We start from the raw sequence: 18824 nt of genomic DNA on the forward strand, positions 1-18824 counted from the left end.
CTTCCGGCTTAGAATATGCCCTGGACATCCAGCTTTTCCACAAATTTGTTCGCACCCAGCACCACGATAAGGCCCATGGTATTGAGCACAAGGTTCATGGCTGTGGAAAGCTCGAAATTCGTGCCGGAGCCGCCCAGGCTGATGCGGTAGATATATGTGGAAAGCACGTCGCCGGTGCTGAGCACATAGTTGTTGTACAGGTTGTATACCTGGTCAAAGTTGGAGATGAACAGGCTCGCCAATTGCAGGATCAGCATGATCATCACGCTGGGAAGGATGCGCGGAATGGTGATGTGCAGCAGCATATCCTTACGGTTGGCGCCGTCGATGGCGGCGCTTTCGTACAAAGCAGGGTCGATGCCCGAGATCGCCGCCAGATACACGATGGTGGAATAGCCCGCCGTTTTGATGATATTCGTGATGACAAGGATGGTGCGGAACATGGCCGGGTTTTTCAAAAAGTCCACCGGCTGGCCGCCCAATGCAGAGATGACCTGGTTCACCACTCCGCCGATATCGGCCGAGGACGGATACTCCAGAAACACCTGCACCAGGCCGGCAAAGATGACCCATGAGAGGAAGTACGGCAGATACACACAGGTCTGCACCACGGGTTTAACCTTCTTGATCTTCAGCTCGTTGATCATCAGCGCCAGAAACACGTTGAATGTAAAGCCGAACGCCAGATTATACAGGTTGATGAGCACCGTGTTTTTAAATGCGCGGATGAAGTTTGGGTCTACCAGCATTTCCCGGAAATGAGACAGGCCCGCCCACGGGCTGCCCCACACGCCCAAGCGGGGGGAATAATCCTTGAATGCAAGCAGAATACCGTACATGGGACCGTAATCGAACACAAGCATGAAGACAAGCCCCGGAAGCACCAGCATGTAAACAAACCAGTATTTGCGCATATACGCAATAAATTTGTTTGGCCGCCGCAGCGCATTGGGGGCCCGCATGGCCCTTGATTCCTCGGACATTTGAAAACCTCCCGGATGATTCAAAATTATTAGTAATAAATTTTTAATAATTTTGTCTTTTCTGTGCAAAGTTATTTGCTTTCACCTACTTGACTTTTAGATGTCACCTGTGGCACAATAACCTTGCAATCCTTGATTTCAATTAAACTATATCAGCATTTATCGGGGTTGTCAAGCAAATCACCTTTCAAAAAGTAGGGCCTTTCTTTAGTAAAAATCTACAATATTTTCTCTTAAAATTTGCTAATAATCAAATAATTATTAGCACGGCAAGCGTATAAAAAGCGGCGCAGGCGCACTGCAAAGCCATTTGCCCGCCTTTTATATGTAATATAAAGAAAAGCGGCCCCGCACAAAAAATGGAGGAATGGAATTATGAAACGCATCGGGTTCATCGGATATGGCCTGCGCTCGGAAACAATGATGAAATCCTTCCGTTCGCTGGAGGCAGACATCACCGTAGCCGCCGTAGCAGACCCGCGCCATGCCGAGATCGCCCCCGGTCTGGCAGGCGACCCTTATTTCGCCCATACCCGCTGGTATGCAGACGCGGACGAGCTGCTTGCCGGGGAAGCGCTGGACGGGGTGTTCATCGGCACACGCTGCTCGCTGCACACCCCCTACGCCTGCCGGGTGCTGGATATGGGATTGCCCCTGTTTTTGGAAAAGCCCGTGTGCATCACACGCCCCCAGTATGAGCAGCTGCGCCGCGCGGCCGCAGGCAAGGAGAAGCAAGTGGTCGTTTCATTCCCGCTGCGCCTTTCCTCCATCACATTGGAGATGAAGCGCATTGTGGATAGCGGCGTGCTGGGCAGGCTTACGATGGTGCAGGCCGTCAACAATGTCCCCTACGGCAGCGTTTATTATCACAGCTGGTACCGCGACCCGGCCGAGACCGGCGGCCTGTTCCTGCAAAAGGCCACCCATGATATCGACTACATCCACTTCCTCACAGGCGAGCGCCCCGTTTCCGTGTGCGCTAAGACCGCCAAGCTGCATTTCAAAGGGGACCGTCCGGCGGGCCTGCACTGTCCGGATTGCCCGGATTACCGCACCTGCCCCGAAAGCAGCTACGTGGTAAAAAACATTTTGAAGGAAGATGTCCAGGGCGACGCCTGCTGCTTTGCCTCAGACACCGGCAACGAGGACGGCGCCAGCGTCATTTTCACAACGGAAAGCGGCATGCTGATCAGCTACAACCAGAATTTTGTTGTAAAAAAGAGCGCCGGGCGGCGCGGCGCACGGCTTATCGGTACCGAGGGCAGCGCGGAATTTGATTTTTACACCGCCGAGATCCGTGTGGACCGTTACTTATCCCCCCAGACAGTCACCCACAAATTCAACTTTCCCGCAGGCATGCATTTCGGCGGAGACGAGATGCTGGCACTGGATTTTCTGCGCGTGCTGGACGGCGGAGAAGCACGCTCCGACCTTTCAGCCGGGCTTGTGAGCGCCGCAAGCTGCCTCGCCGCCCGGCAGGCGGACGCAGAGGGGCGCTTCCTTTCCATCGAGTATTGACGCGGACCGCGCAAATATCCATCCCCTTTCACCTGCAAAAGCTCCGCACAGGAAAGCTTTTTCACCGGCATCCCGCCCGGGCCGGCACGCCTGCCGCGCAGGGAGAGCCACGGACGGCATCGGGCCGGATTCTTCATTGTCAAAAGCTCTTTGTTATACCGGCCGCGCAGGGAGATTCGAGGCGGCCGGCATCCGGCCAAGTTTCCCATTGTTAAAAAAGGAGGACGACTGCTATGTTAGTCGATTTGAAAACCATTCTCGCGGACACCCGTGAAAAGCACTATGCCGTTGGGCTGTTCAACTGCGTCACACTGGAAATGACGAAAGGCATCCTTGCGGCAGCGGAGGAATTGCACTCCCCCGTCATCATCGGGCCCGCCGAAAGCCTTTTGCCCGGCGCTTCGCTTGCGGAATATGCCGACATGATGCTGGGCATGGCCCGCCGTGCCGGTGTGCCCGTTGCGCTGCACTTTGACCACGGCTTCACGCCGGAGCTGGTGGAAGAAGCCATCCGCCTGGGCTTTTCCTCCGTTATGTACGACTGCAGCATGCTGCCCTTTGAAGAAAATGTGCGCCGCACCCGTGAAATGACCGCCAAGGCGCACGCCGCGGGCTGCTCACTGGAAGCAGAGATCGGTCATGTCGGTTCCAACGGCTCCGCCGAAGAAGCCGTCGCCAAAACCATTTATACCCAGCCGCAGGACGCGCTGCGCTTTGCTGCCGAAAGCGGCTGCGACGCGCTGGCTGTTGCCATTGGTACGGCCCACGGCGTATACGCGGAAAAGCCCGTGCTTAATCTGGACTGCCTCGCCAGTATTGCGGGAGCATGCTCAACGCCGCTGGTGCTGCATGGGGGCAGCGGGCTTTCGGACGACGATTTCCGCGCCTGTGTTGCGGGAGGCATCTCCAAAATCAACATTTTCACTCACAATAACCTGACAGCCGCCCGTGCCGCTCACACCCATTTCACGGAATCTGTTGGTGCATTTGAACTGATGCCGTTCATCACCGAGGCCGTCAAGCACGAAACGATGCATCATATGCGCGTATTCGGCAGCGACGGAAAGGCGTAAGAGATGGGCGGCACACAGATACAGGCACACGAAGCCGTCAGCCGCTGTATCGCGGTGCTGGACGTGGGCACCACCGCCGTGAAAGCTTGCCTTTTCTCCCCCTCGCTGGAACTTCTGGCGTGCAGCGTGCAGGAATATGCCCTGCGCACACAGGGCGAACGCGTGGAGGCCGACGCGGCGCAGTACAAAGCCGCCGCGCGGGCCGGGCTTGCCGACGCGCTGTCCCAGGCGCCCGGCTGTATTCCCGCAGCCGTAAGCATCACCACACAAGGCGAAACACTCACGCTCGCGGACCGTTCGGGCGAGCCGCTTCGCCCCTTTCTGGTGTGGCTGGACAGCCGCGCGGAAAATGAGGCCCAGGCTCTGCGCAGTGTGCTGGACAACGAGACATTTTACAAAACCACCGGCCTGCCGGAGGTCACCGGCGCGCTTCCGCTGGCAAAGCTGCTTTGGCTGCGCAAACACGAACCGGATACCTTTGCCCGCGCGCATAAGCTTCTGCTGCTGGAGGACTATCTGCTCCATTGGCTGACCGGCCGGTTCGTAAGTGAAAAATCCCTGCAGACCTCCACCGGCTGGTTCGACCTGCACAGCGACGGGTTGTGGCACAGCGGCCTTGCCGCCGCCGGCGCGTCTGCGGAACTGCTGCCCGAACTGCTGGAATGCGGCGCGCCCGCAGGCTCTCTGCTGCCCGGCCCTGCCGCCGAGCTGGGCCTGCCACCGAACATCCCCGTCGTTGCGGGCGCAATGGACCAGACCGCCGCCGCGCTTGCCGCAGGCTGCACGCGCCCGGGCACCGTCACCGAAACCACGGGTACCGCGCTGGTAATGGCCGCCTGCACAGACGCTCCCATGTTTCGCAGCGGGCACCACGTAACCGTCTACCGCCACGCATTGCCGGGCAAGTACCTGTACCTGCCCATCGGCAACACGGCGGGCATGGCGTTGCGCTGGTTCCGGGACGAATTCTGCCGCGACCTTCCCGCAGGAGCAGCGGGATATGCAGCGCTGGACGCGCTGGTGCAAAGCGTCCCCTGCGGGTGCGACGGGCTGGCGTTCCTGCCGTTTTTATCCGGCAGCGTGGATCCCGACGCCTGTCCCGAAGCCCGCGCCGTATTCTTCGGCGCGCGGCTTTCCACCACGCGGGCCCATTTCGCCCGCAGCGTGATGGAATCCGTCGCGTTTCTGCTGCGGGACTTTTTCGGCATGCTGAACGCTCTGGGTTGTCCCGCCGACACCGTGTACTCGCTGGGCGGCGGCGCACGCAGCGCTGTGTGGCAGCAGATCAAAGCCGATGCCTGCGGGCGCACGTTCCGCGTGCCCGCGTGCAGCGAGGCCACCGCCATGGGTGCCGCCCTTTTGGCCGGGTGGGGCAGCGGACTCATCGCCCCCGGCGTTTTCCCTTGCCGCGGTGAAAGCGCCGTCTATCTTCCAGACAACGCCCGCGCGCCCGCTTATGACACGGCATACAGCCTGTACAAAAAGCTTTATGCCGCCGTCAAACCGCTGTACAACGCGTTTTAAAGGGGCTGCCCGTGAACAAACCGCACCGCGCGCCGCTTTTGGCACCTTGCCGAAAGCGACGCGCGCCCGGGCGGCCCGCGAATACGACGTACCGTACGCCGCCGCGAGCCCGGCATCGTCCACAGATTCACGGCGTTTGCCGCACGAAAAACCTTCCCATTGTCAAAAAGGAGGAAAAGGATATGGAGTTACAACACAAGCCGCGTCTGGGTATCCTGGCGCTGATGCTGGAGGGCTACGAGCCTTTGTTTCCGGGCATCATGGCCAGCCAGCACAAATATGTCGAGGAGGTCATCGCCTCACTCTCCGGTACAGCCGATTTTGTCTTTCCGCGAATCGCCGCCAGCCGGGAGGCCATAGAAGCCCTCACCGCACAATACAACGCCGAGGGACTGGACGGCATCCTCATCCTGATGCTCAGCTATTCTCAGGGGCAGTACCTGGTACACGCCATGCAGCGCAATACGCTTCCGTTGGCGCTGGCACTGGTGCAGCCGGATGAGACCGTGGGCGACGATTTCGAGGAATGGGAGCTCACAGTGAATCAGGGCATCCACGGCTCACAGGACAACGCCAACTGCCTGATGCGGGCCGGCATCCCCTGCGCATTCTTCGCGGGCAGCCGCAAAAACGGCGAGCTTGCAGCCTTTGCAGCGGATTTCGGCGCGGCGGCGCACACGGCATGCGCGCTGCGGCGGATGAAGATCGGAATCATCGGAAAGCTGGCCGGCATGGGCGACGTTATCACCGATGATATGGCCGTTTACCGCAAGCTGGGGCCGGAATTCGTATACGATTCCATCGGCGCCGTGCAGCGTGCCTGCGCCGGGGTCACGCCGGAGGATATCTCCGCGCGCGTGGCGTACGAGCACACTGTTTTTGAGATCGACCCCAAGCTGCCGCCCGAACGCCATGCGGAGTCCGTGCGCATGTATCTGGGCCTCAAGCGTTATCTGGAGGAAAACGGATATGCGGGGTATACCGTTCACTTCGAGGAATTCGGAGCAGACGGACGGTTCGAGCATCTTCCCTTCCTGGCCGCCTCCAGCCTGATGGCCGACGGCTACGGCTATGCAGCCGAGGGCGACGCCACTGCCGCCATGCTCATGGCGGCTATGTTGCGCCTGTGCGGGCAGGCCGGTTTCAGCGAGATGTATATGATGGATTTTGCGCGGGAGGCCATCCTGCTGTGCCACGCGGGCGAGGGCAACTGGGCCATGTGCCGCAGGGACAAAAAGCCTTTCCTGATGGACCGGGTATTCAATGAAGGCGGCCTTTCCAACCCGCCCACACCCATCTTCACGCCGGAACCCGGCCCCGCAGGCGTGATGAGCCTGGTGCATGTGGGCGGCGAACGCTTCCGCCTCGTATATGCCCCGGGCGAGATACTGGACGAATGCAGCCTGCGCAAGATCGACATGCCGTATATGTTCTTCCGGCCCGCATCCGGCGTACGCGCCTGCATCAAGGCATGGCTGGAGCAGGGCGGCACTCACCATGAGGTCATCGTCCCCGGCGACTATGCTGCGCGCGTCCGTCTGCTGTGCCGCCTGCTGGGCATTGAGTTCGTCGAAGTATAAACAATACGCCGCAATGGCAGAAAAGGAGAATTGATATGATCCAGAACATCCGGCGTTCCCTTACCGACTTGCTTGGCGCGGAATACACCGCGGCCGTGTGCCGCGCGCGCGCGGCACTCACAGGCGAAAGCCCCGAAGCTCTGCGCGCCGTGGCCGATGAGAAGGTCGATTTTTATCCCGAGGCTTTTGCCCGCCGCCAGGAGGAGCTGATGGGCAACATCGGCCACTCCCTTGCGCCCGCTTTTGCAGACACTGAGAACGGCGCGCCCACCCATTCATACCGTGCCGCCCAGCACAGCTTTGCAGCTCCGCTGGGCGGGCTGGGCGCATTCCGCATCGGCGAGGACGGCCGCCTGTATTTCGCGGGCAAAAGCGAGCATTACCAGATTCCCCTGGGACACGACTTTCCAGGCTACTCGCTTATTGAAAACGCCAAGCGTCTCGGAATCCCCAATGCTACGCACAACAACACCCGCGGCTTTATCACCCGCACGCTGGAGCGCCGCCTCATCGCCGCCGCCAACGGCCTCCAGCCCACAGACCCGGCGCTGGACCGCATTCTGTCCCAAAAGGAGCCGGGCGTGCTGAATACCGTCATCAATCTGGAGACCGGCTCCCTGGCCGTGGAGGCCGCGCTCAAAATGATGCTCTCCCGCTTTTACACCATCGACGGCGCGCCCGCACAGTATGCAGGCCGCGTACCCGTGTTCGTTGTCATGGCAGACAATGCCGGCGGCGTGACCGGAAACTATCACGGCACTACGGTGCTGGCGCAGACGCTGCGCGGCCTGTGGCCGGACTTCTACACAGCCGCGCAGAAAAACGAGCTGTACAAGGTGGTGTCCGTCCCCATCAACGACTCCGGCGCCTTTGCCGAGACCATGCGCCGCTGGAACGAGGGCAAATACAAAACGGCGGGCTTCTGTCACGAGATCGTCCTCATGAATTACGGCGGCATCCGCCTTTCCGAGGAATATCTGCAGGCAGCGTACAAAGTGTGCCGCGCCACCGACACGCCCGTACTGTGCGACGAGATCCAGTCCTGTGCATGGTATGACGGACTGTTCCTGTTCCGCAAATACGGCCTTACGCCGGACTTTGTCTCCGTAGGCAAGGGCTTCCCCGGGGGCGTTTACCCCGCCAGCAAGATCCTGACGAGCGCCGCTTTCGACAGCCTGAGCCAGTTCGGTGCGCTTGTGACCAACGGACAGGAAGAACTGGCCAGCCTGGCTTATCTTGTGACAATGGAATTCATCGGGGCCAACGGCGCGCACATCGAAGCCGCGGGCCGGTATTACCACGAACAGGTACGTGCACTGGCGCAAAAATACCCGCAGGTATGCACAGGCGTGGAAGGTGACGCCCACATGACGGCGCTGTGCTTCGACAGCGTGGACGATGCGGTGGATTTCTGTACCCGCATGAACCGGGACCGCTGCGTGGACATCAGTGCACAGACCTATAAGCCCAATTGTCCGCCGGTAGCTCTTACAAAGCTGCCGCTCATTACCACAGAGACGATGGCCGGAAGGCTCGTCGCCCTGTTTGACAGCGCGCTGGCCGAGACAGCCGCGCAGAAGGGAGCGGCCCTATGAATATGGAACCCGTGCGCTTCGGTGTGATCGGCTGCGGCCTGATGGGCCGCGAATTCGCCAGCGTCTCCATGCGCTGGCTGCATCTGGCATGCGAGCTGCCCCGCCCCGTCATTGTTGCTGCGTGCGACCTCTCGCCAAAAAATCTCGACTGGTTCCGCCAGGTGCCGGACACAAAGTACTTTTACAGCGATTACCACGAGCTGCTGGCCAATCCCGAGGTGGAGGCCGTATACTGCGCGGTGCCCCACCACCTGCACGCACAGGTGTACGGCGACGTCATCCGCGCGGGAAAACACCTCATCGGGGAAAAACCTTTCGGCATGGACCTTGCGGCCTGCGAGGAGGTGGAGGCCGCCATGGCCGGTCGCCCCGAGGTATTTGTGCGGTGCGCCAGCGAATTTCCATTCTATCCCGCCGTACAGCAGATGGTAAAATGGTACCGCGAGGGCGCATTCGGGCAGATCATCGAGGCACGCTTCGCCATCAAGCATTCCTCCGACATGGATCTGGCAAAACCCATCAACTGGAAGCGCATGCGTGCAGCCAACGGAGAATACGGCTGTATGGGAGACCTGGGCATCCACACGCAGCACCTGCCCTTCCGGCTTGGTTTTTCGCCCCGCACCGTCAGCGCGCAGCTTGCCAATATCGCCAAAACACGGCCGGACGAAAACGGCGTGCCCGTTCCCTGTGAAACCTGGGACAACGCCATCCTGATGTGCGAAGCGCAAAACACAGCGGGGGATACGTTCCCCATGCAGCTTGAAATGAAGCGTATGGCCCCCGGCTGCACCAACACCGTGGAGTATGAAATTTACGGTCTCAACCTGTCGGCCCGGTTCACCACCGACGATCCCAACGCCATCCATTATACACAGGCCGTTGGCCGTGAACAGGCATGGGCGCGGCTGGTCATCGGCCAGAAAACGCTGTATCCCGTTATCACCGGCTCTATTTTTGAATTCGGCTTTTCCGATTCCCTGCTGCAAATGTTCGCGGCGTTCGTCAGCGAGCTGCGCGGCCTTCCCTGCTCCTTCGGCTGCTTCACCCCGGCCGAGGCGCATCTGAGCCATCGCGTGCTCACGGCAGCCCTGGAATCCTACACGCAAAAGCGCGTGGTGACGCTGGAATAAAACAAAGACCGGACAGATTTTACTCCTGTCCGGTTCAGCTTGTCGGAAAAGCACAGCTTTTTCGACAAGCTGCTTACGACCAGTGCCAAGGCCCTGGTCGCCACGCACGGCGGCCTTCGGCGGGCGCTTCGCTCTACACGCCTCGGCACTAGCCCTGCGGGGTGTCGCGGGGTTATTTTAAATGAAAAAAGGAGTTCACCACCCCTTTTTCAAGCTTTTCCTGGCGATATCTTTTGCGTTTCTACTTTTTCGATAGCCTAAACCGGACAGGTTTTACCCCTGTCCGGTTTTACTTATTCCTTTTTTGGATTTTTTGTTCTTCCCATCAAATAATCAACGCTAACGTTATAATAGTCCGCCAGCTTGATAAAAACTTCAGCCGGGATGCCGCGTGCTCCAATTTCATAGTTTGTATAGCTGCCGCGCGAAATTTGCAGATAGCCCGCAAGTTCCTGCCGGCTTAAATCCCCCCTCCTCACACAACGCGCAAACATTCGGATATTCCATTGGCATCACCACCCTTTCCGTTATAAATTGTTTCATATCGACGCATCGTCATGCGCGTCAATATGACGCATAATGAAAATACAGCAGGTGTGCAAATGAAAAATGTTGGATTTATTCGTAAAGCGGATTCTCCAGGACGCATTGTGATTCCCAAAGAAATATGTAAAATCCCCGGCTTTGACGCCGGTTCTTTATCGTTTGTGCATTGGCAGGACAGACAGCTAATTTTCAAAGAATACCAAAAGACTCGCGCTTTTTGCGGCGCCTGCCCCGCACTGAAATTCGATACAAAAATTCTATGCGGCGCAGACTGTTATGCCGATTTGCACCTCCACATCGAGGCGCAAAAAGAAAGCCGCGGCAATTCCAGCAAATAGGCAGAAAGCGGGAACCCGCAACAGGCGGGTTCCCGCTTTTCTTATGATGTCTACGATTCAGGCATTCACCACATTCTGCGGCGCGCCCGCCAAAAAAGCTTTCAGGTTTTCCACCGCAATGTCCATCAGCCGCTGGCGGCTTTCCTTCGGTGCCCAGGCAATGTGCGGCGTCACCAGGCAGTTTTCTTCCTTCAGCAGCGGGTTATCCATGCGCGCAGGCTCCACAGCCAGAACATCCAGGCCCGCGCCCGCCACCTTGCCGCTTTGCAGCGCCGCAGCCAGGTCCTCCTCCACGATCAGGGGCCCGCGGGAGGTATTGATGAGCAGTACGCCATCCTTCATCTTTGCAATGCTCTCCCGGTTGATGATGCCCTGCGTGTCCGGAAACAGCGGGCAGTGCAGGCTGATCACATCGCTTTGCGCCAGCAGTTCGTCCAGTGTCACCATGCGCGCCACGCCGTCGTCCTGCGCGAACTTATCGAAAGCAAGCACCTCCATGCCGAAGGCCGCGGCCAGCTTCGCCGCCGCCCTGCCGATGCGCCCGTAGCCGATAACGCCGAACGTCTTGCCCGCCAGCTCGATGAGAGGCGTATTCCAGTAGCAAAAGTCCGGACAGCTGCTCCAGCCGCCCTCTTTTACCGAGCGGCTGTGGTCCCCCACATGGTGGCACAGCTCCAGCAGCAACGCCATCACAAACTGGGCCACCGCCGCAGTGCCGTAGGTTGGGATATTGCACACGGGCACGCCCTGCGCTTTGGCCGCGGCGGTATCCACCACATTGTAGCCTGTGGCCAGTACGCCGATATACCGCAGTTCCGGCGCAAGTTCCGCCAGCGTTTCAGCGGAAAGCGGCGTTTTGTTCACGATGAGGATATCCGCCCCCTTCGCCCGCCGCACGATCTCGCCGCTGCCGTCGGCAAAGGGTGTGCGGTCGTATACCGTTACCTCTCCCAGCGCCTCAAAGCCGTTCCAGCTCAAATCTCCGGGGTTTTCCGTGTATCCGTCCAGAATTACGATTTTCATGCCTGCTCCTTCCCGCGCAGCCCGGCTATTTCCGAGGCGCCCAGGGCCAAAAGCCCATTGTCGCTGTTCCACATATTCATCTGCATCCCGCGGGCAAGCCACGGTTTCAGCGGCTCCGCCGCGCCGAAATGTACGCCGGCCCACTTTCCGTTTTCCTCGGCCGCCGCGATGACCTTTTCAAACGCCGCCACGATATCAGGATGGCCGAACTGGTTCAGGATACCGTAATCCTGCGTCATATCGTTCGGGCCGATGAAGCCCACGTCGATACCTTCCACCGCCATGATCTCGCCGATGTTCTCCACGCCCTTGCGGGATTCGATCTGGCACATCAGGATGGTTTCTTCATTGGCCCGGCGCATATATTCCCGTCCGTCTACTCTTTTAAAATCCGTATGCGGACGCGAAAGCGAAACGCCCCGGTGTCCCATGGGCGCGTATTTGGTGCAGTCCACCAGCATACGCGCCTGTTCGGCTGTTTCCGTATTGGGCAGAAGCAGCCCGGACGCCCCCATCTCCATGAATTTGAGCGCGTGCTCCCGGCGCATCTCCGGGATACGCACCAACGCGGGCATACCGATGCCGCGCGCCACCGCAATGATGTTCGCCGCCTCGCGCGTGGTGAACGCGCCGTGCTCGCAGTCCACGATGAAGAAGTCAAACCCACAGCTCTGCAGTATTTTCGCAATATCCGGGCTTGCAAATGTCGTCACCATGGTCCCCAGTACCTGCTCGCCGTTTTTCAGGCGTTCTTTTAACAATGCCATGTCTCTCTTCTCCTTTTTTCAGCAGCGCGCCGTGCGGCGCGCGTTCTCTCCTATGCGGGGCCTCCGTTCAGCGCACCGGCATACCGCGCCCGCCGCCCCCGCCGCGGGCGCGGTATGCCTTTCGCCGGTACGCGGCGGGCTCAGATTCCCTTGCCGTCATACCAGGCTTTCCAGCGGCATGCATTCCACACGGCACACGCCGGAGGCCACCATCGCGTCCACCTGTCCGCGTTCGGGCAGCGCCATCCCGATGGCGCCTTTTTTCTTGATGACCAGCGTGCCCGCACAGTTGCAGAACGCCGCCAGCCGTGCCAGGGACATATCCTCCTGCAGGCCTACGCACAGTGCCGCGGCAAGCGTATCGCCCGCGCCCGTGGGGTCGACCGGCTCTTCGTCGATGCCCGCCGCAACAGCCACCTCACCGCCGCGGCTCAGCACGGCGCCGTCTTTGTCACGCGTGAGCGCCACGACCCGCGGCCCCATTGCATGCAGCGCGCGCAGCACGTCGCCGATACTCGTTTCACCCGTAATCATCTGCCCCTCGCTCAATGTGGGCGCCACTACGTCCGCATGGCGCACCGCCCACAGCAGGCGCGCCCGTGCGGCCGCATCCGCTGAAAGCTCGCGGCGGATGTTTGGGTCGAACGAAACCAGAATCCCCTTCTCCCGCGCGATTTCCACCAGACGTTCACATGCACCGCGCATTTCTTCCGTCAGCTCCAGCAGCATGCCGGGGAAATGCACCGCATAGGCGCCGCTGATGTACTCCGCGTCCAGCTCACTGGCCCGCAGCAGGCTGCCCACTGAATTTTTACGGTAATACTGATAATTCCGCCCTTCCGGCAGATATTCCAAAAACGCAAGGCCCATCTGTCCCTCGTCCGAGACGATGAGACGGGAGAGATCCACCCCCTGGCCGCGCAGTGTGCCTGCTACCATCCGGCTGAGGCTGTCGCGCCCCACTTTGCCGATGAAGCCGCCCCGTCCGCCCAGCAGCGTGGCGGCGCAGGCGAAAATGCCCGCCGAGCCGCTGGCCGTTTTTACAACAGGGCCCGCGTCCTCGATGCGCATGCCCTCACGCCCGGGTACAAGGTCCACAAGCAGCTCCCCCAAAGCCAGGATCGGCTTGCGCGCTCCTATATTTCCGCTGTTTCCGCCCTTTTCCATTCCTACTGCACCGCTTTCTTTTGCCTGTGTAAAATATTAGTAATAATATTTCAATATAAATAATATTTTGCACTTTCAGTATATCCGACCTGCAGTCCAATGTCAAGAGATATCAAGCCCTCAAAGCGCCAAAAGATTTTCCCTGCTTTTGGTCACTATGTTTGACTTGAAGAATTTTTCTGCTATAATATTAGTAAGATATTATTAAAAAGGAGCGTCTGGACCATGAAAAAGGCCACCTCGCAGGATGTTGCGGAACTTGCGGGCGTTTCGCAGGCGACCGTGTCTCTTATTTTAAACAACAGCGATAAGATCACCTTCAGCAACGAGACCAAGGAGCGCGTGCTCGCAGCAGCTCAAAAGCTGAACTACCGCCTGCCTCAGCGCAAAAAACAGCGCGAAAAAAAGGCCAGCAACATGCTTCTCGTTCTGACGCCCACGCTCACCAACCAGTACTATGCCGAGCTGATCCAGGCCATCGAGGACTATGCCGACACGCTGGATTACCGCGTCATCGTCTGCAACACCTTCCGCAAGCCGGATCTGGAAAAGTTCTATCTCGACACTTTTGTCGGCGCGCATGTGGACGGTATCATCTATACTTTTCTGCCCAGCTTCCCGCGCCTGGTGGAGCAGATCTCCTCGTCCACACCCACGGTCATCATCGGGGAAAAGCTGGACGACCTGTCCATCTGCTCCATCGAGCTGAGCAACGTGAACGCAGGCGCCATGCTGGCCGAGCATTTGTATCAGCTGGGCCACCGCAAGCTGGTGTTCATCTCCACGCCGTTCAACCAACTGACACTGGCGCGTGAGCAGCGCCTGGAGGGAATCCGCAAGCAGTTGGAGCTGCACGGTGTGACGGATGGACTGGAGGTGCTGGTGGCCGACCGCCAGGCCGAGGCAGACAGCCAGGATGACGGCCTGCCCTACGAATATTCGGTTGGGCGGCAGCTCACGGCGGAGCTGATCCGGCGTGAGAGCATGGCCACAGCCCTCATCGGCGTGAATGATATGACGGCGCTCGGCATTCTGAGCGAGCTTGCAGCCCAAGGTCTGCGCGTACCGCGTGATTTTTCGGTGTGTGGCTTCGACAACATTTTTTCTTCCAGCATCACCACGCCGGGCCTCACCACCATTGACCATCATCTTCGCACCCGCTGCCAGGCGGCGGTGGATATGGTCATCACACAGAGCACGCCTTCGCGCATCCCCACTCCCTTCGTGAATAAAATCGAATACACGCCGCAGCTCATCGTACGCAGTTCCACCGGGCAAAGCCCGACGCACCGCAGCAGCGAAAAAATCTGAATTTGCCGCAGGGCGCGGCGCCCTTCTATACATTCAAAAAAACACCGGTCGCAAAGACCGGTGTTTTTTATCATGCAGCCAAAACGCACGTCCGCTTTTCAAACAATTCACCCAATAATAATTATTTATTTTCAATAATGTGTTGACAAACAATATTATACACAATATAATATTGTCAACGGAATAAATCATCCGGAATGCCGGGCGGCCGGGGCCGTGCAACCCCGGCCGCCCACGCAACAGAAACGGAGTGAAAGACGATATGGCTTTTAACACAGGAGCAGCCCTGATGGATGCCCTGGTGCTGAGCGTCGTGGCCAGTGAAAGCACATACGGCTACAAGATCACGCAGGATGTGCGCAGTGTGATGGAGGTGTCCGAGAGCACCCTCTACCCGGTGCTGCGGCGTCTGCAGAAGAGCGAGTGCCTGGAGACCTACGACCGTGAATTTGCAGGCCGTAACCGCCGCTATTACAGCATCACGGAAAAGGGGTGCGAGCAGTTGGAAACGTACCGCCGTGAGTGGACGGAGTATAAAGCGAAGATCGACAACGTATTGTTCGGAGGAATCAGTAATGAATAGAGCGGAGTTTATGGCGGCCCTGGAAGCCCAACTGCGCGATATCACCACAGAGGAGCGCGACGAAGCGCTGAAATTCTACAACGAATATCTGGATGAAGCAGGCCCGGAGAACGAGGCCGCTGTGCTGGCCGAGCTGGGCAGCCCCCAAAAGGTGGCCTGCATCATTCGCGCAAACTGCGGCTTCGGCGTACCCGCCGTGCGTGATGCAGCGGAAAAAAGCACCGCTCCGGAAAAGCCGGAACAGGCGCCCGTTCCGGAGCTTACACTGGACGGCCCGGACTGGCAGGCGTCCCAGGTCTCGGCGCAGGAAACAGAACGCTCTTGGGCCGAAGGCCAGCGCGCGGACGAGGAAGCTCCGGACGGTTTCCCGAATGCGCAGGCGGCGGACGGCGCGCAGCACGGCCCTGCCTATGCATACAGCTATCGCCAAGACGGCGCGCAACGCGAAAACGGCGGACGCTCCGCCTCCAACCGCACGCTCTGGGTCATCCTGCTCATTCTCACCTGTCCCATCTGGATCGGCCTCATCGGCGGCCTGTTCGGCGGCGTAGTGGGCATCGTCGGCGGGCTGTGCGGCATTGCGTTCGCGGGCTTTGCCACAATGATCGCGGGCGTGGCGGCTTTCGGCGGCGGCGTTGGGCTGCTGTTCACATCCGTTCCCAGTGGTATCCTGACGATGGGTCTCAGCCTGCTGTGCATCTCCATCGGCGCGCTGCTGGGCGCGGGTACGGTATGGGTCGTGGCCAAGGCCGGTCCGGCGCTCTTCCGTGCCGTCGGTTCGCTGTGCCGCACCCTGTTTGGGAAAGTGAGGTAAGACGGCAATGACAAAATTCATAAAAACACTGCTGAGCATTGCGGGCGGCTGCCTTGTATTGGGCATCATACTCTCTATCGTGGGCCTGTGCCTGGGCGGACGGCTTACCAGTATCCGCGTCGGCTGGGACAACGGCCCCCGTGTCTATTACACCGACGCTTTTACCGACGGTGAATTCGGCATGTTCCGGGCAGACGCCTCCGGCGCTCCCTCCGCCCCTGGTGCGCCCTCCCCCTCCAGCTCCGGCTCCGTCCCCACCGGCAGCGTGCGGGAACTGGAAATCGATATCTCCACGGCAGAGGTCGTCATTCAGCCGGGTGACGCGTATGACCTGCAGGTCTCCGGCAGCCCGCGTTATGAGTCCAGGGTCTCAGGCGGGGTGTGGACGATTAAGACGACTGGCGACTGGCAGCTGCGCAACTGGGAAAACGTAAAATTTTTCATCACGGTTCCCCGGGACACCGTGTTTGACGAGGTGGAGCTTTCCATCGGCGCGGGCACGCTGAAGGCGGACGGCTTGGCCTGCCGCACAGCCGACCTTGAGGTGGGCGCGGGCGAGATGACCGTAAAAAATCTCACCTGCACACAGGAGAGCAGCCTGGATGTCGGCATGGGTAAGCTGACCATCGACGGCGGCAGCCTGGACGGCAAAAACGAGGTATCCTGCGGCATGGGCGTCGCCGAGGTGGCCGTCTCCCGGCCGGCGGACTACGGCTACGCGCTGGAGAGCGGCATGGGTTCCGTGACCATCGACGACTATTCTCATTCCGGCATGGGCGTCGAGCTGGAAGTAAACCGCAGCGCGGCCACATTTTATGACATCGAATGCGGCATGGGCGAAGTAACGATCACATTCAACTGATAACAGGAGGAAATGACTGATGGACCAGAAACGTTTGTATAAAGCCCGCGGCCACCGTATGGTATGCGGCGTGTGCGGCGGCATCGCGGAATATTTCGGCGTAGACCCAACCATCGTACGGCTGGCGTTCGTGCTGCTGTGCTTCGGCTGGGGCTCGGGCCTGCTGGCCTATATCGTAGCCGCGCTCATTATGCCGGAGCCGCCCTACGACCCCAACGATGTACGTCCATAACAGCTGAAATGCAGCGGCCCGCGCCGGGGTGTACCGGTGCGGGCCGCTTTGCTTTACGCTTTGGACGAACGGCCTTACTCCGCCGCCAGACGGGCAAGGTCCTCTTTCGTCAGTCTCCATGTTGTCCATTCATCCATCGGCTTTGCGCCAAGGCTCTTATAGAACTCCTGGCTGGGGGTGTTCCAGTTCAGGCAGCACCACTCCATGCGGCCGCAGTTTTCCGCCGCGGCGATCTTGAACAGCTCGCGGATGAGCCGCTTGCCGTAACCGGCCTTACGGTATTCGGGATACAGGAAAAGATCCTCCAGATAGAGGCCTTTTGTACCGATAAACGTGGAATAGTTGTAAAAGTACAGCGCGTATCCAATGACCTTGCCGTCCAGCTCTGCCAGCAGGCAGCGGGTGACGTGTTCGTCGAACATCGCATGCCGGATGGTCTCTTCGGTAGCAACGACTTCGTCGCTCATCTTTTCGTATTCCGCAATGCCGCGGATCAGCTCCAGAATGGTGCCGCAGTCCTCGGGCCGGGCGGGGCGGATGCTAAATTGTGCCATAGGTTTTTGTCCTCCTGTTTCGTTGGGGTGGTAAAACATATATGCGCAAAAAAGAAGCCGGCTGCCGCCGGCTTCTTCGCACAGGCTTTGCTGATAAACGCGGTTTAAACGGATTCCCGAATCTTGGACGGGCTGTATGTCTTGACGGCGGAGGCATCCTCCGTCACGGCATAGGCCGCAGTCTCCTCCTCCACTTTGTCCGAGAACGCGGCCGAAGTGATCTCGCTGAGGATGGTCGTTTTGTAATTCGCGGTGAAATCGTCATTGTCCTCGTAGTTGGCGATTTTCTGATAGATCATCGGAACACTGTAACCGTCGTACACGCCGGCGGCGCCCACCTCAGCGGCGACGACCCCCTGCACGAATTCCTCGGAATAGCTGGTGGATTCCGCGGTGAGGAAGCTTTTGGACATATACGACGAAGCGGTGTCCTCGGCATACTCGCGGCCGCAGATCTCAAACGCCTTTTCCAGCGTTTCGGGGCCAAGCTCATCCATGGAACCGCCCGCGTTCAGGTCGTCGGCAAGCTGGGCCGCCAGTGCGTTCAGCTCTTCCAGCTTTTCGTCAGGCAGCGCGGCGGAATCCGCATCCGTAGTTGGCAGCACCAGCGTCTGGATGCGGGAATAGGTCTCGTCCATGTACTTTTTGGCCTCGGCGTCGGTGATCTTGTCCGATTCGCCGTCCTGATACTCAGCCAGCAGCTTTTCATACTTCGCTTCGCATTCATAGAAGCGGCGGTAGTTTTCCCGCCCAATGCCGTTGGCCGCCAGCAGGGCTTCGTTGTTGGCCCAGATGGCATCGAGCTGGCTGTCGATGGACGCCTGCTCCTCCTCGGTGAAGGTAAGGCCCGCTTCCGCAAAGGCTTTTTCCACCCAGACATAACGTTTTGCGGAGGCCACCGTCTCGTTGTGGATCCATTCCTCAGCTTTCACGCCCTCGATCTCGCTTTTCAGTACCTTGGCGCTTTTATCCTCCAGCTTGCTTTTTGCGCTGGAATACGCCTGATACTGGTACATCAGGTACAGGCCCGCGGGGATATCCTCGCCCTCCACCGTCATCACGACGGCGGGCGTGGTGAACTTACAGGCAGCCATGGAAAGGGCCAACGCCGCGCACAGCAGCAGGCCGGTGAATTTTTTCAGCTTCAATGTGTTTCCCTCCGCGCGGGCGCCGCTTCGGCCGCGGCCTTCACCCGCAATGATACAACAAATTATACCGCGT

The 18824-nt window shown here is 59.2% G+C and carries 19 protein-coding genes; 12 read left to right on the forward strand and 7 right to left on the reverse strand.

The genetic code is table 11. The features are described 5' to 3' along the window. Window positions 1–8 precede the first annotated feature (8 nt). Entirely contained in the window at window positions 9–983 is a 975-nt protein-coding gene (locus tag IIY41_RS05580) for an ABC transporter permease (protein ID WP_009324808.1), read from the reverse strand. Window positions 984–1358: 375 nt separating this feature from the next. Here IIY41_RS05580 and IIY41_RS05585 point away from each other — a divergent pair, with 375 nt between their 5' ends. The 6 genes from IIY41_RS05585 to IIY41_RS05610 all read left to right on the forward strand — a co-directional run bounded on the left by IIY41_RS05585 (window position 1359) and on the right by IIY41_RS05610 (window position 9406). Next, window positions 1359–2501 (forward strand): Gfo/Idh/MocA family protein, encoded by a 1143-nt coding sequence (locus IIY41_RS05585; protein ID WP_055081234.1) that lies wholly within the window; start codon window positions 1359–1361, stop codon window positions 2499–2501. Between the two features lie 233 nt (window positions 2502–2734). Continuing rightward, a complete protein-coding gene (locus tag IIY41_RS05590) occupies window positions 2735–3574 on the forward strand; it encodes a class II fructose-bisphosphate aldolase (RefSeq protein ID WP_009324810.1) in 840 nt (279 codons plus the stop codon). A 3-nt stretch (window positions 3575–3577) separates the two neighbouring features. Next, window positions 3578–5098, forward strand: coding sequence for a xylulokinase (locus tag IIY41_RS05595; protein WP_282146906.1), 1521 nt, complete (start codon window positions 3578–3580; stop codon window positions 5096–5098). A 182-nt stretch (window positions 5099–5280) separates the two neighbouring features. Then, on the forward strand, window positions 5281–6678 hold the full coding sequence (locus IIY41_RS05600) for an L-arabinose isomerase family protein (protein WP_050004996.1): 1398 nt from the start codon (window positions 5281–5283) through the stop codon (window positions 6676–6678). A 35-nt stretch (window positions 6679–6713) separates the two neighbouring features. Next, entirely contained in the window at window positions 6714–8273 is a 1560-nt protein-coding gene (locus IIY41_RS05605; RefSeq protein WP_287400103.1) for an aminotransferase class III-fold pyridoxal phosphate-dependent enzyme, read from the forward strand. Next, entirely contained in the window at window positions 8270–9406 is a 1137-nt protein-coding gene (locus IIY41_RS05610; protein ID WP_009324814.1) for a Gfo/Idh/MocA family protein, read from the forward strand. The genes IIY41_RS05605 and IIY41_RS05610 overlap by 4 nt, the downstream gene beginning before the upstream one ends. Before the next feature lie 293 nt (window positions 9407–9699). Here the strand turns inward: IIY41_RS05610 and IIY41_RS05615 are convergent, their stop codons facing one another. Beyond that, on the reverse strand, window positions 9700–9900 hold the full coding sequence (locus IIY41_RS05615; protein WP_009324815.1) for a helix-turn-helix domain-containing protein: 201 nt from the start codon (window positions 9898–9900) through the stop codon (window positions 9700–9702). Between the two features lie 75 nt (window positions 9901–9975). Here IIY41_RS05615 and IIY41_RS05620 point away from each other — a divergent pair, with 75 nt between their 5' ends. Next, a complete protein-coding gene (locus IIY41_RS05620; RefSeq protein ID WP_154521139.1) occupies window positions 9976–10290 on the forward strand; it encodes an AbrB/MazE/SpoVT family DNA-binding domain-containing protein in 315 nt (104 codons plus the stop codon). Window positions 10291–10347: 57 nt separating this feature from the next. Here IIY41_RS05620 and IIY41_RS05625 read toward each other — a convergent pair whose 3' ends face one another. The 3 genes from IIY41_RS05625 to IIY41_RS05635 all read right to left on the reverse strand — a co-directional run bounded on the left by IIY41_RS05625 (window position 10348) and on the right by IIY41_RS05635 (window position 13247). After that, entirely contained in the window at window positions 10348–11313 is a 966-nt protein-coding gene (locus IIY41_RS05625; protein WP_134109098.1) for a D-2-hydroxyacid dehydrogenase, read from the reverse strand. Further along, window positions 11310–12080, reverse strand: coding sequence for an HpcH/HpaI aldolase family protein (locus IIY41_RS05630; RefSeq protein ID WP_009324820.1), 771 nt, complete (start codon window positions 12078–12080; stop codon window positions 11310–11312). Before IIY41_RS05630 ends, IIY41_RS05625 begins: the two co-directional genes overlap by 4 nt. Before the next feature lie 156 nt (window positions 12081–12236). Beyond that, window positions 12237–13247 (reverse strand): sugar kinase, encoded by a 1011-nt coding sequence (locus IIY41_RS05635; protein ID WP_009324822.1) that lies wholly within the window; start codon window positions 13245–13247, stop codon window positions 12237–12239. Window positions 13248–13472: 225 nt separating this feature from the next. On the opposite strand from IIY41_RS05635, the gene IIY41_RS05640 reads away from it, so the two are divergent. The 5 genes from IIY41_RS05640 (at window position 13473) to IIY41_RS05660 (ending at window position 17049) form a co-directional block, all read left to right on the forward strand. Continuing rightward, window positions 13473–14558, forward strand: coding sequence for a LacI family DNA-binding transcriptional regulator (locus IIY41_RS05640; RefSeq protein WP_009324824.1), 1086 nt, complete (start codon window positions 13473–13475; stop codon window positions 14556–14558). Window positions 14559–14820: 262 nt separating this feature from the next. Beyond that, on the forward strand, window positions 14821–15141 hold the full coding sequence (locus IIY41_RS05645) for a PadR family transcriptional regulator (protein ID WP_040910218.1): 321 nt from the start codon (window positions 14821–14823) through the stop codon (window positions 15139–15141). Continuing rightward, window positions 15134–15955 carry a DUF1700 domain-containing protein gene (locus IIY41_RS05650; protein WP_287400104.1) on the forward strand — a complete coding sequence of 274 codons (822 nt, stop codon included), beginning with the start codon at window positions 15134–15136 and terminating at the stop codon, window positions 15953–15955. Before IIY41_RS05645 ends, IIY41_RS05650 begins: the two co-directional genes overlap by 8 nt. Window positions 15956–15962: 7 nt before the next feature. After that, window positions 15963–16817: a DUF4097 family beta strand repeat-containing protein gene (locus tag IIY41_RS05655; protein WP_009324833.1), complete on the forward strand. Its 855-nt coding sequence runs from the start codon at window positions 15963–15965 to the stop codon at window positions 16815–16817. A 19-nt stretch (window positions 16818–16836) separates the two neighbouring features. Further along, complete coding sequence (locus tag IIY41_RS05660; RefSeq protein WP_009324835.1) at window positions 16837–17049, forward strand: PspC domain-containing protein; 213 nt, start codon at window positions 16837–16839, stop codon at window positions 17047–17049. Between the two features lie 74 nt (window positions 17050–17123). On the opposite strand, the gene IIY41_RS05665 is transcribed toward IIY41_RS05660, so the two are convergent. Both IIY41_RS05665 and IIY41_RS05670 read right to left on the reverse strand, forming a co-directional pair. After that, window positions 17124–17603, reverse strand: coding sequence for a GNAT family N-acetyltransferase (locus IIY41_RS05665; protein WP_009324837.1), 480 nt, complete (start codon window positions 17601–17603; stop codon window positions 17124–17126). Between the two features lie 104 nt (window positions 17604–17707). Continuing rightward, on the reverse strand, window positions 17708–18751 hold the full coding sequence (locus tag IIY41_RS05670; protein ID WP_205488351.1) for a hypothetical protein: 1044 nt from the start codon (window positions 18749–18751) through the stop codon (window positions 17708–17710). Between the last annotated feature and the right edge of the window lie 73 nt (window positions 18752–18824).

Origin of the sequence: Ruthenibacterium sp. (assembly GCF_017421385.1) — a bacterium.
Classification (GTDB): Bacteria; Bacillota; Clostridia; order Oscillospirales; family Ruminococcaceae; genus Ruthenibacterium; species Ruthenibacterium lactatiformans.